This is a genomic window from Cupriavidus pauculus (assembly GCF_022179805.1).
Lineage (GTDB): Bacteria > Pseudomonadota > Gammaproteobacteria > Burkholderiales > Burkholderiaceae > Cupriavidus > Cupriavidus pauculus_E.
Genome location: NZ_BPUO01000001.1, coordinates 25,466 through 39,296, shown reverse-complemented (window position 1 = coordinate 39,296; position 13,831 = coordinate 25,466). Strand labels below are relative to the sequence as shown.

Sequence of the window (13,831 nt, the reverse complement as noted above, 5' to 3'; positions counted from 1 at the left end):
ATGTACGAAATCATGAGCCGCGCGGCGGTGCGCGAGCAGGGCGCCGAGGCGTTCCGGCAAGGCCGCGCGGCGGGGGAGAACCCGTACATGCCCGGTACCGACGCCCACCTCGAGTGGAACGCCGGATACAAGGACGAGAAGTACAAGCCGACCAGACAGCAGGCGTAGGGGAGAGGGCATGCACACACAAGTCGCGCACACCAGCATTCAGACATACCGGGACATTGGGAAGGACGGCACGGTCTCGGCCAGACAGCGCCAGATCATGCTGGTCATCCAGCCGTACCCGGCCGACTACTCGCTGCAGGAACTGTGCGAGTTGACCAGCCCGCCCATCAACACCGTCAGCGGCCGTGTCAACGAGCTGCGCACCAAGCTGGGCGAGCTGGAGCACGGCCCGGCGCGCGAATGCCGCATCACCGGACGCACGATCAAGCCGGTCCGCCGCCCGCATCCGCAGGGGGCGCTGTTCTGATGGTCGTCGTCATCATTGCGAACGGCAAGGCCGTCCGCGTCAACCCGCTGCTGCACCCGGACCTGCTGTGTCACGGCCAGCAGTGCTATCTCCGCTTCCCGGGCATCTGCCGGAACCGCCCAGACACGGTGGTACCGGCCCATTCCAACCAGCTGAAGCACGGCAAGGGGAAGGGCATCAAGGCTGACGATCGCATGTCGGTACCCGGCTGCTTCTGGTGCCATACCGAGCTCGATCAGGGCGGCCGCTACACGAAGGAACAAAAGCGTCTGGCGTGGGATGAGGCCTACGACCGGTGGGCGCCATATCGCCTGAGGATGTACGGCGTGCCGGCGGTGCGCGTGGAGGAGAGCGCATGACCGCCCACATCGACTCAATCGGGCTTATTGTCCCTGTCCGGGCCAGTGTGCTTGAGCATCTTCGCGGCGCGCTCGAAGGCTTCATTCTGAATCTGCTCGATGGTCTTTCCCTCGGTGGGAAATACGAAGGTCGCGACCAGGCTGCTGGGGAAGTCTTCGTCTTCTATCGCTGCATCCCGAGCGAGTTCGAGGGTAACTCGGCTCGCTGTCTTGCCCCCGAAAGCGGTGGTGTGAAACGGTTCAACGGCGCATCTGGTAACGCGGCCGGTGAACATCATTGCGTCCAACAGCCATTCCTCGCGTTCTGGGGTCATTGCAGTGCTCCTGCGGTGGTTGAACGGGCATTGTCTCACGGCGCCGGGAGGGGGTAAGGCATGGACTGGTTCCGCTGGTGGCATGGCTCCCTCAATGACCCGAAGTTCAAGTGGGTCGCCCGGAAGTCTGGCCAGAACTTCACGACCGTGATCACCCTTTGGGTGGCCATCCTCGAATACGCAAGCTCTGTGACGCAGTGTGACGCAGATGTGACGCGAGGCAGTGTCACGGGGTTTGACTGTGACGCGCATGACGTTCTCTTCGATGTCGACGACGGTTCGTGCCTGGCAATTCTGGATTCGATGGCGGCCAAGGGGCTGATCGTCGACGGTCGAATTGCCAACTGGGACAAGCGACAACCGAAGCGCGAAGACTCAAGCGCAGGGCGAACTCGGGACTACCGAGACAGGAAGCGCGCGGCTCAGGCACAAGTTGATCAGCCTCCCACTACTCCTGTCGAAAACGTCACGGTGACGCACGGTGACGCACATGTGACGCAGTGTGACGCCCCAGATAAGAGTAGAGGAGAGGAGATAAGAGAAAAACAATGTGGTGATGGAGGCGGTAGTGGTCGCGCGGAAGCCGGGGATCACACCACATCGCATTTGCAGAACAAGCAGACCGGCGAGGAAAACTCGCGCCCCGTGCAGATCCGCATCCTGCTACGCAAACACGGCATGCCGGTCACCAGCAACTCGGCGGAAGTCCTGGACATGGTCCGCCTGGCGGTCACCGACCAGGAGATCGTCGAGACAGTGGACGTGTTCCAGCAGCGGAAGCCAGGCGACAAGCCGAATGCCAAGTACATCCTTTCGATGATCACCACCGCCCGCGAGAAGGCGGCCAAGGCCGTTGCAAGTGCCGGCACGGTGCCAGACGCCAGGGCATCGCCATCAGAATCCGGGCAGTGGTGGCGCGGCGGAGCAAGCGCGATTGAGGCAAAGGGCGGTGAGCACGGGGTGAAGTGGCGCCGCGACCGGAACGAGAACTTCCAAGACTTCAAGGTCAGGGTGTTCAAGGCCGCTGGCGAGGGGCCTTGGATGGAAGACATGCTCGGTCAGCTACTCAAGGACAAGAGCGACCGCTACGCCAGTGTCCACGAGCATTTCTACGGGCACCCGCCCATCGAGGTGCAGGCATGACGAGCATGTGGGGGCGGTATGCGAACGGACGAGGCCTGGCGGCACGAGTGCGAGGTGCGGTGGCTGGCGGGAAGGCCGGACGATCAGGTGACGGCGTATCTGGTCAAGGTGGAGAAGTACCGGGGGCGGCCAGCGGCGGTGCAACTGGCATCGGACATGCGGGCATACCGGCGCGCAAGCCGAGTAAGTACGGCAACCGGAAGCACGAATACCAGGGAATGAAGTTCGACAGCCGGCGCGAGCTGGACCGATGGATTCAACTGGTGGCATTGCAGAAAGCAGGACAGATCAGCGAGCTGGAGCGGCAGGTGGTGTTTCTCCTGTCACCGCCGGTGGTGATCCAAGGGCGGAAGCGCCCGGCACTGAAGTACATCGCGGACTTTGTCTACACGGACAGCGATGGCCAGACGATTACCGAAGACGTAAAGGGCGTAGTGACAGAGGGGTACCGGATCAAGCGGCACCTCATGGCAGCGATGGGTATCCAGATCAAGGAGGTTCGGTGAAGCCGTGTGCGCGCAACTTCTTCCTGATGGCAATAGCCGTGGTGATGGGTTTGTCCACCAGATATATCGATGCGCATCCGGCGGTAATCCTTGCTGTGGGCGCTTTCCTATGTGTGCTGCTGGCCCTGCTGGTCGATGTGGAGTGAGGAATGGAGAACAAGGAGCCTCGTAGCCCTCTGGCAATACCGCAGCCCAGACCGGCGCGGCCGGCATCGAATCATCACTGGACGATGCAGTTGTTCGTGTTCGAGCTGATCGTAGGTGCCGCCTTCGCTTGGTGGCTGTCATCGAAGGGTGCGCTATGACTTCTGCTGACATCTGCGACGCGTTTGCAGGCTTGGTAATGGCTGCCGTAGCACTTTCGATTCTGTGGGGGATGAAGCGATGATCAGGAGACCGTGGACCGAGGCCGACGACGCTGCGCTGGCCCAATGCTACCGGGAGGGTATGAAGTCGCCCGACATCGCCGCCAAGCTGGGGCGGCCACGCGGGTCGGTGAACTGCCGGGCCGTGAAGCTGGGGCTGACGAAGAAGGCCCAGCGCGGCGACCAGAACCCCGTCTGGATCGCCATCAAGGAGATCTGTGCGGACGGCATTGCGCGGACGGTCCATGAGCTGGCGGATGCCACCGGAGAGAAGCACGCGAACATCGAGAGGCTGTTCTACGTCCGCCGCGACATGCACCAGGCGCACATCGTCGACTACGAGCCGGTAGCGCGCGGTACGTCCCGCCCGATGTGGCTGCCGGTGCCCGGCGTGGACGTGCCACGGGGCGAGCCAACGGCTGCGGCACTCGAGCAAAAGGTACGCCGCGCCCTGCGTAAGACAGAAGACCCCGATAAGACGGCTGAGTGGAAGCGACGGGTGAAGACGCAGCCCGCGCCCCGTGTCATCGAGGCGCCGCAGCACCCGCTGATGGTCGCCTTCTACGGAATGGGGGCTCAGGTATGACCGAAAAGCGGAAGGGCGGCCCGCTGTCCAACCTGGCGGCGAGGCTCTGCAACAACCCCGAATTTCGTCGAATGGTGGCTGTAAGGACCGGACGGCCGTGCGAGACGTCGGAGGACGCAAAGGCCCGCATCTTGGAGCGCTGCGACATTACCTCCCGGGCGGATCTGGACCACGTTGCCAAGGCAGAGGCGGAGTTTCACGCGGCGTTCCGCTTGCCGTGGATCCGTTGGCAGCGGGAGGCGCGCCGGTGATCCATCCCAGCTACATGTACCGCCTGACGCCTGAGGAGATCGCGATGCGACGCCAGGAAGAGCAGCGGCGGGCAGACAAAGCGTGCGGGGACTGTGCCAATCGGTCCCCGTTCCTGGATGCCACAGGCGAAAGACAAAGAGAGTGCAAGTTCAAGCGCCGTCAGTACGGCAGACGGTGTGAGTTGTTCCAGCGGGGGAATTGATGACGATTGAGGCGAGATTGGAGAATTGGGGCAGGGTGGTCAGAGACCCACGATGGCAGCCCAAGCACTGCGCGTCCTGGGCAAAGCTGGCGACGGCACTCAGCCGGCAGGATGAGACGGGCGCACCGCAGCAGATTGTTCCGAAGGATGTGGCGGATGGATGGCTGCTCGAACAGGCCTGGCAGTCGATTCACGACCCGCTAGCCAAGCGCCTTCTGCAGTACCACTACGTGCATGGGATGTCAGCTGAGTTGGTGTGCCGGATCCTGGTGAGGAAGTATGGCCAGTCGCCCAACACGCTCACGCACTGGAAGGTGCGCCACGCGAAGGCGTTGATGGTGATGTCGAGGGTCCTGGAGGGCATCAAAGCCCGCGAGCAGATCAAGGCGCAAGCCGAAAGGCTGATTGCGAGGGCTTCAGAAATGGGGGAAATGGCGTGACACCAACGGACCAAGAATTCACCCACCAGCCCGATGCCGGGCAATACGGAGACTGCCAGCGCGCCGTGCTGGCGTCCCTGCTAGACCTGCCGCGTGAGCAGGTGCCGCACTTCTACCGGGATGAGGTGGAGGGCGGCAAACCGTTCTGGGAGGCCGTGGCTGACTTCTGCGTATTGCACGGCTACGTCTTCGTGCAGATCCCGACGGTGGCCAACATGTGGTCGAACAACCCCGTCTATCACGCCATTAGCGGGCCGTCGCCGCGCGGGAATGGCGTTTTCCATACGGTGGTGGGCTGCAACGGTCAGATCGTGTTCGATCCGCACCCGTCGCGCGCTGGCCTGGCGGGGGATCCGTCCGAATGGCGCTTTGAATTCCTTGTGCGGTGCGGGGTGATTGCGCAGGAGGCGGCATGACGGATTCCGGAATTGCGGCGGAGATTGTGCTCGCGTGCCTGGTGGCGCCGTTGCTGGTTTTCATGGTGTGGTGTGGCATCAGTACGCAGCGGGAGCGCCAGCGCAACGAACAACGGTGGGATCGAGCCGAGAGCGACAGGCACAGGCGGGCGATCCTCGATGGGAAGCCATTCATACCCAACCCCAATCCTTACAGGAGACCGCGATGAGCCAAGCCCCCGTTTCGGAAGCGGCGGAAAAGATCTGCCGCGCGCTGTTGGGCGATGCACGAAAGGTAGATTGCGACATCATCGAAAGTCACATCCGGGAGTTGCTTGGGTGGGCCCCGGACGCCGAGGAAGTTTGCGGGCTGAAGCCGGGCTGCTGCCACAAATGCGGGCTGCCACTGAGCGTGAACCCGCACCCTGAGGCTGGTAAGCCAGACCACTACCTGGAGGTGGGCTGCCCGAAGGAGTGCATCCCGTGCCTGGTACGCGGTCGCCACAACTGGGCCGGGCGCGCCATGAGGGATGCTGTCGACGCGGCACGTTGGCGTGCGACCAAGGCAACGGCGACTCGTTGGCAGCTTTCAGGCCTCATCGACACCCCGCGCGAGGGGTGGGATTCGTATGTAGATGGACTGCCCGCACTGTCGCGTGAGCAACCACAGGAAGGAGAGAACAATGGCTGACACCTATCAGACGCTGATGCCCGTGTGTCCCCACTGCGGCCATGAGTTTGATGCCAACGATATGAACGACAGCCCGGGCGATCTTTGGGCGCTGGCGTCAGACGAGGGGCAAGCCGAAGCAGTTTGCCCCGCCGTCCTGTGTGGCGAGATGTTTTATGTGCAAGGCGGCTACAGGCCGCATTACACCACGGCAGTCAGCGAGGACGACCTGTGAAAGAGAAGCTGGATTTGGACGCATTGGAGCGTGCCAACCTTGGCAGGGTGGTCCGCCCCGAGGACTGGATGGCGCTGCTGGCGTACGCGCGTGACCTAGAGCGCCGAGCGGAGCTTCGCAGCATGCTTCTGCGTGAGCAGACAGACCGCCTCGGCGCCGCCAACCTCCGAGTGATCGAACTGGAGAGCGCCAGCCAGCGTGAGGTCGAGGAGATCACGGAGATCATCGAGCTCATGGCAGCTGATGAGGAGGCCGACGCCACCCCGACGACTGCGCTTGCCCGGTCTCTCAAGGTTCAGGCGGGCAGGCTGCGCGAAAGGATGCGCGAGATTGCCGAGGTGGAGTATGTGCTGAATTGCATGGCCGAGGGCGATCGCACTGGTTGCGGGTCCAAGACGGACTTGGGCCGCGACCTGGAATACCAGGTGCGGAAACTCTACGAGGAGACCGACCGTCTGGAGGAGGCGCAGCGAGAGGTGGACGGCATGCGCTACCAACGTGATGCCTGGCGGGCTGATGCTGAGCGGCTGGACTACCTGGACCGCCTAAACGCCGGCCTGAACCGGCACTACGGCACCGACTACGGCTGGCAATTGATCCTGAGCCCGAACATCGTCCGACTGATGAGTGGGCCTGGTGGGCGTGGCCATTGCGCAGCCATTGACCTGAACGACAGCAAGGCCCGTGGCGTGAAGTCCTGCCGCGCGGTGATTGACGACGCAATGAAGCGCAGCGGGGAGCAGAAGGCATGACGGTGACCGAAGCACAACTGCGGGCCGAATTCGAGCGCCAGCATGCCGGCCGCAACCTCAAGCAGCATGGGCTGCGCGGCACCTACTTCGCGGCGCAGATCGCTGCACTGTGGAACCAGCACCGCCGCACCGCCACCTGGATGGAGTCCCGGGCCGCGCTGGGCCGCGCCGACCTCAAGCCGGCCGACGGCAAATGGGTAGACGACTGGAACCGCCTGGCGTCGCCCGAGGTGCAAGCAGCCTTCATGCGCGACTGCTGCGCCGGGATGTCCAGGCCCCTCGAATGGGGGCAGCAGACGATGGACTTCATGACGTTCGCGCTGAAGATGTACCAAACTGGCTGGGCTGCTGCCTCTCAGCGAGCCGCCGCGGGACAAAAGGAGGGCTTGAAAATTGGCTGAAGGTGTCTTATCCTTCGCCACAGATTACTGATTGCCCATCGCGGCGTTACCGGTTCAGACCGAGACATAGCATCCTTTAGGAGGGATGCGTGTCTCTGAACGGAAAGCGATGGGCCCAAAGCCCGCCCGGTTCGCCGCGCGGGCTTTTTCGTTTTCCCTTTGCGGAGTTGCTCATGAACATCCTCGCCTTCAAGTCGGATTTCCGGAAGCTGGTCGACGCATTCGTGCGTCTCGCGGTGGTTCTCGCGGCGTCGTTCCGTAAGGCCTTCGAGGGACTGTGCCGCTGGGTTCGGGAGCGGCTGCCGGCGACGAATGCGCACCTGGCATTGCTGGGGCTGCCCCGGGTTTGCGGCCTGAATGCTTCCGAGACCTTCCGCCTGCGTGCAACCAAGCGCGGTCGTCCGACCGTAACGGCGCGCTGGCGCCTGTGCTCGTCCATCTGATTTCTTCCTGGTTGTCTCCTCCCTGGTCTCTCGCCCGGGTTTGGGTACGGTAGGCCGCTACCTTCCGTACCCGTTTCTTTTTCCGTTTCCGTGGCTATTGACATCTCAGTTCGTGCTGACGTGAAAGCGTTGCAGCGCGCATTGGACAACTTTGCCCGGAAACAGGTGCCTTTCGCGGTGTCGACGGCAATCAATGCCACTCTGAAGCGGGCGCAAGAAGCCGAGCGCGAAAACATGCGTAAGGTGCTCGACCGGCCGACGCCGTTCACCTTGAGTTCTGTAGCGATCAAGCGCGCGGACAAGCGCAGCTTGACTGGCGTTCTCTACGTTAAGGACATCGCTGCTGCCTATCTGTTGCCCTTCGAAAAGGGCGGAACGCACAAGCTTATTGGCAGTGGGCGCACCTGGCTGAACCCGAAGGACAAGTCGCTACTGAACAAGTACGGCAACTTCTCTGCTGGGAAGCTGGCTTCCATGCGTGGACGCGCCGATACATTTGTGGGTTCGATCACGACCAAGACCGGTGAGACGATCAGTGGTTTGTGGCAGCGTCCGGTTGCTGCAAAGGTCAAAAGGGGCAAGGGCAAAGCCAAAGTCACCAGGGCCGCGAAGGGCGCGAACACGACTGGCAAGCTCAAGCTGCTGATGCGATTCGGCGATGCGATGCCAGTCAAGCAGCAGCTGAATTACCGTTCCGTGGCCGCCCAGGTGGTCGCGAAGCACTTCCGGCCCGAGCTCGAGAAGGCCCTGGCACAGGCTATGGCGACGGCTCGTCGATGATGTTGCATGTATACCACGGGTCCCTTCTGAGGGGCTCTGCATCACGGGCACTGCGCACCGCGACTTTCGTCTAGCTACAGACTTTTCAAATTTGGGTAACAGGTAACAGATCGCCATGAAGCAGAGCGAGTTCGCAGCACTCCACAACGTCAGCCGGAAGACGGTGACAAAGTGGAAGGAGCGCGGCTGGCTTGTGTTTGCGGGCGATGAGGTCGACGTCGAGGCATCGAATGCGAACCTCAAAAAATACCGCCGTGACGGGGTTGCACCTGTTACCCAAACTGTTACCCAAGGTACGGGGGGTAACAGCTCGGCGCGCAAGCGTAAGGCTGTTACCCCACCTGATTCCGAGGTAACAGTTCGCAGCGGCGAGACGCCGAGCCGGGCGGCGGAGCGCATCCTGATCGCGACCGGCGCCGAGATGGATTACGACCAGGCCCGCTGCATGAAGGAGAACTACCTGGCGCTCCAGGCACAGCTCCAGTATGACCAGGAGGCCGGCTTGGTGGTCGCGGTTGCCGATGTGGCCAAGGCTGTCGGTGATGAGTACGCCAAGGTCCGGACCCGGCTGCTGGCGATCCCGGCAGAGCATTCCCCGCGAATCCATCGGCTGAAGACGGTCATCGAGATTCAGGATGCACTGCAAGAACTCATTGTTGACGCGCTCGAGGAACTGACACGTGATGGAGTCGTACGCCCCGCCTGACGCGCGGCGGTACGCCACCGGGTACGCAGCGCTACAGCAGGAGTTACTGGTAGCGCGCAGGCGAAACATTCAGCCTCCGCCCAAGCTGACCCTTAGCCAATGGGCGGATAAGTACGCGGTGCTGTCGCGCGAGACGAGCGCGCAGACCGGCCGCTTCCGTGCGTTCCCGTATCAGAACGGGATCATGGACGCGGTGACGGACCCGACCGTGGAGATGATCACGGTCCAGAAGTCGGCCCGGGTGGGCTACACGAAGATCCTCGACCACGTCGCGGGATACTTCATCCACCAGGACCCGTCACCGATGCTTGTGGTCCAGCCCCGCGTGGAGGATGCGGAGGACTACAGCACGACAGAAATCGAGCCGATGCTGCGGGACACCCCCGCCATCGCGGAGATCGTTGGCGACCTGAAGAAGAAGGATTCGAAGCAGAAGATCCTGAAGCGGGTCTTCCGAAATGGCTCGTCCATCTCGTTCGTGGGTGCGAATAGCCCTGGCGGCTTTCGCCGGATCACGGCACGCATCGTCGCGTTTGACGAGGTGGACGGCTACCCCGTGCAGGGTGCTGGCAAGGAAGGCGACCAGATCAAGCTGGGGATCAAGCGGACCGAGTCGTTCTGGAACCGCAAGATCATCCTTGGCAGCACGCCGACGGTGAAGGGTTTCAGTCGGATCGAGAAAAGCTACGCCAACAGCGATCAGCGGCGCTACCACGTGCCGTGTCCGCATTGCGGCGAGATGCAGGTGCTCGAGTGGGGAGGCCCGGACACGGCCTACGGCTTCAAGTGGGACAAGGACGAGCACGGTACCGGGCTGCCCGACACGGTGTACTACGTCTGCCGCCACAACGGCTGCGTCATCCACGACGTGGACAAGCCGGAGATGGTGGCGCGCGGCGAGTGGCGAGCAACAAGGCCATTTGCGGGGCATGCCGGCTTCCATATCTGGGCCGGCTACAGCCTGTTTCCGAATGCCTCCTGGCGCAACCTGGTGGCGGAATGGCTGGACGTGAAGGACGACCCGCTTGCGCGGCAGACGTTCATTAACCTGGTGCTCGGCGAGACCTATGAGGACCGGGGCGACCGGGCGCTGAAGGAAGACAAGCTTGTAGCCCGATGCGAGGTCTGGCCTGCCGAGGTGCAAGACGGCGTCGCCGTTGTAACGGTCGGGGTGGACACCCAGGACGATCGCTTCGAATGCGAAGTGGTTGGATGGGGGCGGAACGAGGAAAGCTGGTCGATCGCACATGAGGTGATCGAGGGAGATCTTGAGACCCCAGAGCCCTGGGAGCGTTTGGATGCCTTCCTTAAGCGGATCTGGTACCGCGCTGATGGACGCGGGTTCGAGGCGATGGCGACTTGCATGGACTCCGGCGGACACCACACCCAGAAGGTCTACGAATTTTGTAAGGAGCGGCTTGGCCGCCGGGTTTGGGCGATCAAGGGGGAGTCGGCAGTTCGTGGGAAGCGCAATCCGGTGTGGCCGACGAAGAAGCCCAGCCGGCGGACGAAGGCATCCTTCCGCCCTGTGATTCTCGGTGTGAATGCTGCGAAAGACACGATCCGGAACCGGCTGCACATCGATGAACCCGGCCCGGGCTACATGCACTTCCCGGTTGATCGAGACATCAACTACTTTGCGCAGCTCACGTCCGAGCGTGTAATCGTGAAGGTGGCGAACGGCCAGCGGTATCGGGTCTGGGATCTGCCGAACGGGCGTGCGAATGAGGCTCTGGATTGCCGGGTCTATGCCTACGGCGCGTTATGCGGTTTGTTCCATCTTGGTCTGAAGCTGAACCAGCGCGCAGACGAAGCGGCGGCCACCGTGCTCCCCGATGCAATGACCTTGGCAGAGCCGGCGCGGGTTGCGGAAGACGTGTCGATCGATGTGCGGCCGCCAACCGTCGTCGAGCGGATGCCGCGGGTCATCGTGGCGGAGCCTGTGGCTAAGTCGAGAGTAAGCCGACTTGCGTAAATGCGCGGGCTCGCTGGAATTTCACTGGAGACGGAATGTTTGACCCCACGACCTCGATCTTTGCCGGGATGTCGCAGGCTGCCTTACAGAAGGCGCTTTCCGACGCCCAAGCGGCTTTGATCGCGTTGCAGACTGGCTCAAAGGGTGTCTCCTTTAGCTACACGCAGGGGGACGGGGCGAAAACCGTTACCTATCAGCAGGCGGACATTGGTGCCCTGACCGCGTTGATCCGCCAACTACAACAGCAGCTCGGCATCATTCCGCGTGCCCGTCGCCGCATTGGTTTCGTGTACCGATAATGGAAAACACCGTATCCATCGTGGGCGCCGACGGAAGTCCGCTGCAGCCAAGTCGGGCGCGGATGCTGACGGGAGGCTCGCACACGCCGTACGATGCGGCCGACATCCGTGGCGATCATGTTGCGGACTGGAATCCATACCTGTGGTCGCCTGATGGCGAGCTCAACATGTACCGCGACCGCATCGTGTCGCGTGTGCGTGACCTCGTTCGGAATGACGGGTGGGCATCGGCCGCGGTAACGCGGACCTTGGACACCGTGGTGGGCGCAAACTTCCACCCCGTGTTCAAGCCGGACTATCAGGCGCTGCGCGCCTACAGCGGGAACAAGGGGTTTGATCACGTCTGGGCCGAGGAGTATGGCCAGGCGCTCGAAGCTCACTACCGATCCTGGTCGGAAGACCTTGGGTTGTACTGCGACGCGCAGCGCAACATGACGATCGCCGAGATGATGGCGGTCGCATTCCGCCACGAGCTCGTGGATGGGGACTCGCTCGCTCAGGTGCTTTGGCTTCCGGAGCGCATGGGTGTCGGTAGGGCGCGATACGCGACGACGATCATGCTCGTCGACCCGGACCGGCTGTCGAACCCCCAACTTCGCTACGACCAGAAGTCGCAGCGCGGAGGCGTCGAGGTCGATGAATACGGTGCTGCAGTCGGTTACCACATCCGCCGGGCGCACCAGGGTGATTGGTTCAGCGCGGGCGACTCCGTGCGCTGGGATCTGATCCCGCGCGAGACGAGCTGGGGCCGGCCGGTGATCGTGCACAACTTCACGCCGGATCGGGCCGGCCAACACCGCGGCGGCGCTGGCATCCTGACTCCCGTATTGCAGCGTCTCAAGATGCTGATCAAATACGACGGTGTAGAGCTGGACGCGGCCATCATCAATGCGATCTTTGGGGCCTACATCACCAGCCCTTTTGACCAGGAGTTTGTCGAGGAGGCGTTGGGAGACGGAAAGCTCGGTGCCTACCAGGAGGGCCGGTCGGAGTTCCATAAGGAGCGTCGCATCCGGCTAGGCGGAGCGCAGCTTACGTCGCTATATCCGGGGGAGAGCATCGAGACGGTGGCCGCAGCACGGCCAAACGCCAACTTCCAGGCGTTTGAGGCGGCGATGCTGCGCAACGTTGCGGCGGGCGCCGGAGTATCCGCCCAGCAGATCAGCCAGAACTGGAGCGACGTCAACTACTCGTCGTACCGTGCGGCGATGCTGGAGGCATGGAAGACATTCCATCGCCGACGGATCAATTTCGCCAGAGGATTTGCCCAGCCAATCGGCAGCGCCTTCGTGGAAGAGTCGTTTGAACTCGATGACCTGCCCATGCCAAATGGGCCGGTCCCCGAGTTCGCCGAATGCCGTACCGCATTTGCGCGGGCAAAGTGGATGGGACCAGGCAAGGGATACGTCGACCCGACAAAGGAGAAGGAGGGCGCCGTACTGGGTATGGGCGCCGGACTGTCCACGCTGGAAGACGAGTGTGCCGATCTTGCTGGCGCCGATTGGCGCGAAGTGCTCGATCGTCGCGCAGTTGAAATCAAGAAGTTCAGGGATCTGGGCATTCCGCTTCCCACATGGGCAGCGGGCACCGGGGAAACAAAGGCCGGACAGCCGTCCGAGGAGCCGAAAGCCGAATGAACAACCTGCTTCCGCGCCTGGCGCAAAAAATGTTCAACGTGCCGGTCGCTATCCATCCACGCAAGGCCGAGATCGTCATTGCGGCGCTGGCTGACCGACTGGGCGTCAGCCAGATGGTACGTCTGGACGGCTCGACCATCGTCCCAATGGCGATGGAAGACGATGAGTACGGGTTTGCCGAACCGGGCCGGACGCCGCGGAATGGCTATGACAACGTTTGCGGCGTAGCTGTGATTGCGGTGCAGGGCACGCTGGTGCAGAAGCTTGGTTCGTTGCGGCCATACTCCGGCATGTCGGGTTATGACGGTATCCGTCAGAACCTGTTCATGGCGCTGGATGACCCGGATGTCAAGGCGATTGCCTTGGACATTGACAGCCCTGGCGGCGAAGTCGCCGGCTGCTTTGATCTGGTCGACACGATTCACAGCTTGCGTGGCCAAAAGCCGATCTGGTCGATTCTGAACGAGTCGGCCTACTCGGCCGGCTATGCGATTGCCAGTGCCGCCGATCGAATCGTCGTGCCGCGAACAGGTGGGGTGGGAAGCATCGGCGTGATCTGTGCACACGTCGACCTGTCCAAGGCGCTTTCCGCAGCCGGCGTCAAGGTGACTTTCATCACCTACGGTGATCGAAAGGCGGATGGTCATTCCGAAATCCCGCTGTCCGACGAGGCGCTGGCGCGCTTTCAGGCGGACATCAACACGATGGGCGAGCTCTTTGTTGAAACGGTCGCCCGCAACCGGAATATCTCAGCCGCCACGGTTCGAGATACCCAGGCCGCAACGTTCCTGGGCGCCGAAGGCGTCGCCCTTGGACTTGCGGACGAAGTGGCGGCACCAGACGCCGCGTTTCGGGCTCTGATCCAGTCGATCTCGGCCTAGACCAACTCTAGAGGA

At 62.5% G+C, this 13,831-nt stretch carries 22 protein-coding genes; all 22 read left to right on the top strand.

Going from position 1 to position 13,831, the window contains the following annotated elements; all coding sequences use genetic code 11:
• Positions 1-168, top strand: a complete 168-nt coding sequence (locus MFF62_RS00270; RefSeq protein WP_238258946.1) for a hypothetical protein — start codon at positions 1-3, stop codon at positions 166-168.
• Positions 169-178: 10 nt separating this feature from the next.
• Entirely contained in the window at positions 179-475 is a 297-nt protein-coding gene (locus MFF62_RS00265; RefSeq protein ID WP_238258945.1) for a hypothetical protein, read from the top strand.
• A complete protein-coding gene (locus tag MFF62_RS00260) occupies positions 475-834 on the top strand; it encodes a nuclease domain-containing protein (RefSeq protein ID WP_238258944.1) in 360 nt (119 codons plus the stop codon). Before MFF62_RS00265 ends, MFF62_RS00260 begins: the two co-directional genes overlap by 1 nt.
• Entirely contained in the window at positions 831-1,205 is a 375-nt protein-coding gene (locus tag MFF62_RS00255; protein ID WP_238258943.1) for a hypothetical protein, read from the top strand. The genes MFF62_RS00260 and MFF62_RS00255 overlap by 4 nt, the downstream gene beginning before the upstream one ends.
• A 3-nt stretch (positions 1,206-1,208) precedes the next feature.
• Positions 1,209-2,291 carry a hypothetical protein gene (locus MFF62_RS00250; protein WP_238258942.1) on the top strand — a complete coding sequence of 361 codons (1,083 nt, stop codon included), beginning with the start codon at positions 1,209-1,211 and terminating at the stop codon, positions 2,289-2,291.
• 18 nt (positions 2,292-2,309) lie between these two features.
• Positions 2,310-2,513, top strand: a complete 204-nt coding sequence (locus MFF62_RS30990; protein WP_473700876.1) for a DUF7696 family protein — start codon at positions 2,310-2,312, stop codon at positions 2,511-2,513.
• The gene (locus MFF62_RS00245; protein ID WP_309295890.1) at positions 2,441-2,797 is read left to right on the top strand and encodes a DUF1064 domain-containing protein; all 357 of its coding nucleotides are present in this window, start codon (positions 2,441-2,443) and stop codon (positions 2,795-2,797) included. Before MFF62_RS30990 ends, MFF62_RS00245 begins: the two co-directional genes overlap by 73 nt.
• Positions 2,794-2,943, top strand: a complete 150-nt coding sequence (locus tag MFF62_RS00240; protein WP_238258940.1) for a hypothetical protein — start codon at positions 2,794-2,796, stop codon at positions 2,941-2,943. Before MFF62_RS00245 ends, MFF62_RS00240 begins: the two co-directional genes overlap by 4 nt.
• Before the next feature lie 301 nt (positions 2,944-3,244).
• A complete protein-coding gene (locus tag MFF62_RS00235; protein WP_238258939.1) occupies positions 3,245-3,748 on the top strand; it encodes a hypothetical protein in 504 nt (167 codons plus the stop codon).
• A gap of 453 nt (positions 3,749-4,201) precedes the next feature.
• Complete coding sequence (locus MFF62_RS00230) at positions 4,202-4,642, top strand: hypothetical protein (protein WP_238258938.1); 441 nt, start codon at positions 4,202-4,204, stop codon at positions 4,640-4,642.
• Positions 4,639-5,058 (top strand): hypothetical protein, encoded by a 420-nt coding sequence (locus MFF62_RS00225; protein ID WP_238258937.1) that lies wholly within the window; start codon positions 4,639-4,641, stop codon positions 5,056-5,058. The genes MFF62_RS00230 and MFF62_RS00225 overlap by 4 nt, the downstream gene beginning before the upstream one ends.
• A gap of 205 nt (positions 5,059-5,263) precedes the next feature.
• Positions 5,264-5,728 carry a hypothetical protein gene (locus MFF62_RS00220; protein ID WP_238258936.1) on the top strand — a complete coding sequence of 155 codons (465 nt, stop codon included), beginning with the start codon at positions 5,264-5,266 and terminating at the stop codon, positions 5,726-5,728.
• A complete protein-coding gene (locus MFF62_RS00215) occupies positions 5,721-5,942 on the top strand; it encodes a hypothetical protein (RefSeq protein ID WP_238258935.1) in 222 nt (73 codons plus the stop codon). The genes MFF62_RS00220 and MFF62_RS00215 overlap by 8 nt, the downstream gene beginning before the upstream one ends.
• Positions 5,939-6,694 (top strand): hypothetical protein, encoded by a 756-nt coding sequence (locus MFF62_RS00210; protein ID WP_238258934.1) that lies wholly within the window; start codon positions 5,939-5,941, stop codon positions 6,692-6,694. The genes MFF62_RS00215 and MFF62_RS00210 overlap by 4 nt, the downstream gene beginning before the upstream one ends.
• Positions 6,691-7,095, top strand: coding sequence for a hypothetical protein (locus tag MFF62_RS00205; protein ID WP_238258933.1), 405 nt, complete (start codon positions 6,691-6,693; stop codon positions 7,093-7,095). Before MFF62_RS00210 ends, MFF62_RS00205 begins: the two co-directional genes overlap by 4 nt.
• A gap of 173 nt (positions 7,096-7,268) precedes the next feature.
• Positions 7,269-7,538, top strand: coding sequence for a hypothetical protein (locus MFF62_RS00200; protein WP_238258932.1), 270 nt, complete (start codon positions 7,269-7,271; stop codon positions 7,536-7,538).
• A gap of 120 nt (positions 7,539-7,658) precedes the next feature.
• Positions 7,659-8,318 (top strand): hypothetical protein, encoded by a 660-nt coding sequence (locus MFF62_RS00195; protein ID WP_238258931.1) that lies wholly within the window; start codon positions 7,659-7,661, stop codon positions 8,316-8,318.
• Positions 8,319-8,433: 115 nt separating this feature from the next.
• Positions 8,434-9,024 carry a hypothetical protein gene (locus tag MFF62_RS00190; RefSeq protein ID WP_238258930.1) on the top strand — a complete coding sequence of 197 codons (591 nt, stop codon included), beginning with the start codon at positions 8,434-8,436 and terminating at the stop codon, positions 9,022-9,024.
• Complete coding sequence (locus tag MFF62_RS00185; protein WP_238258929.1) at positions 9,002-10,999, top strand: phage terminase large subunit family protein; 1,998 nt, start codon at positions 9,002-9,004, stop codon at positions 10,997-10,999. Before MFF62_RS00190 ends, MFF62_RS00185 begins: the two co-directional genes overlap by 23 nt.
• 35 nt (positions 11,000-11,034) lie before the next feature.
• A complete protein-coding gene (gpW, locus tag MFF62_RS00180) occupies positions 11,035-11,298 on the top strand; it encodes a gpW family protein (RefSeq protein ID WP_238258928.1) in 264 nt (87 codons plus the stop codon).
• The gene (locus MFF62_RS00175) at positions 11,298-12,935 is read left to right on the top strand and encodes a phage portal protein (protein WP_238258927.1); all 1,638 of its coding nucleotides are present in this window, start codon (positions 11,298-11,300) and stop codon (positions 12,933-12,935) included. The genes gpW and MFF62_RS00175 overlap by 1 nt, the downstream gene beginning before the upstream one ends.
• Positions 12,932-13,816: a S49 family peptidase gene (locus tag MFF62_RS00170; protein ID WP_238258926.1), complete on the top strand. Its 885-nt coding sequence runs from the start codon at positions 12,932-12,934 to the stop codon at positions 13,814-13,816. The genes MFF62_RS00175 and MFF62_RS00170 overlap by 4 nt, the downstream gene beginning before the upstream one ends.
• Positions 13,817-13,831: the final 15 nt, after the last annotated feature.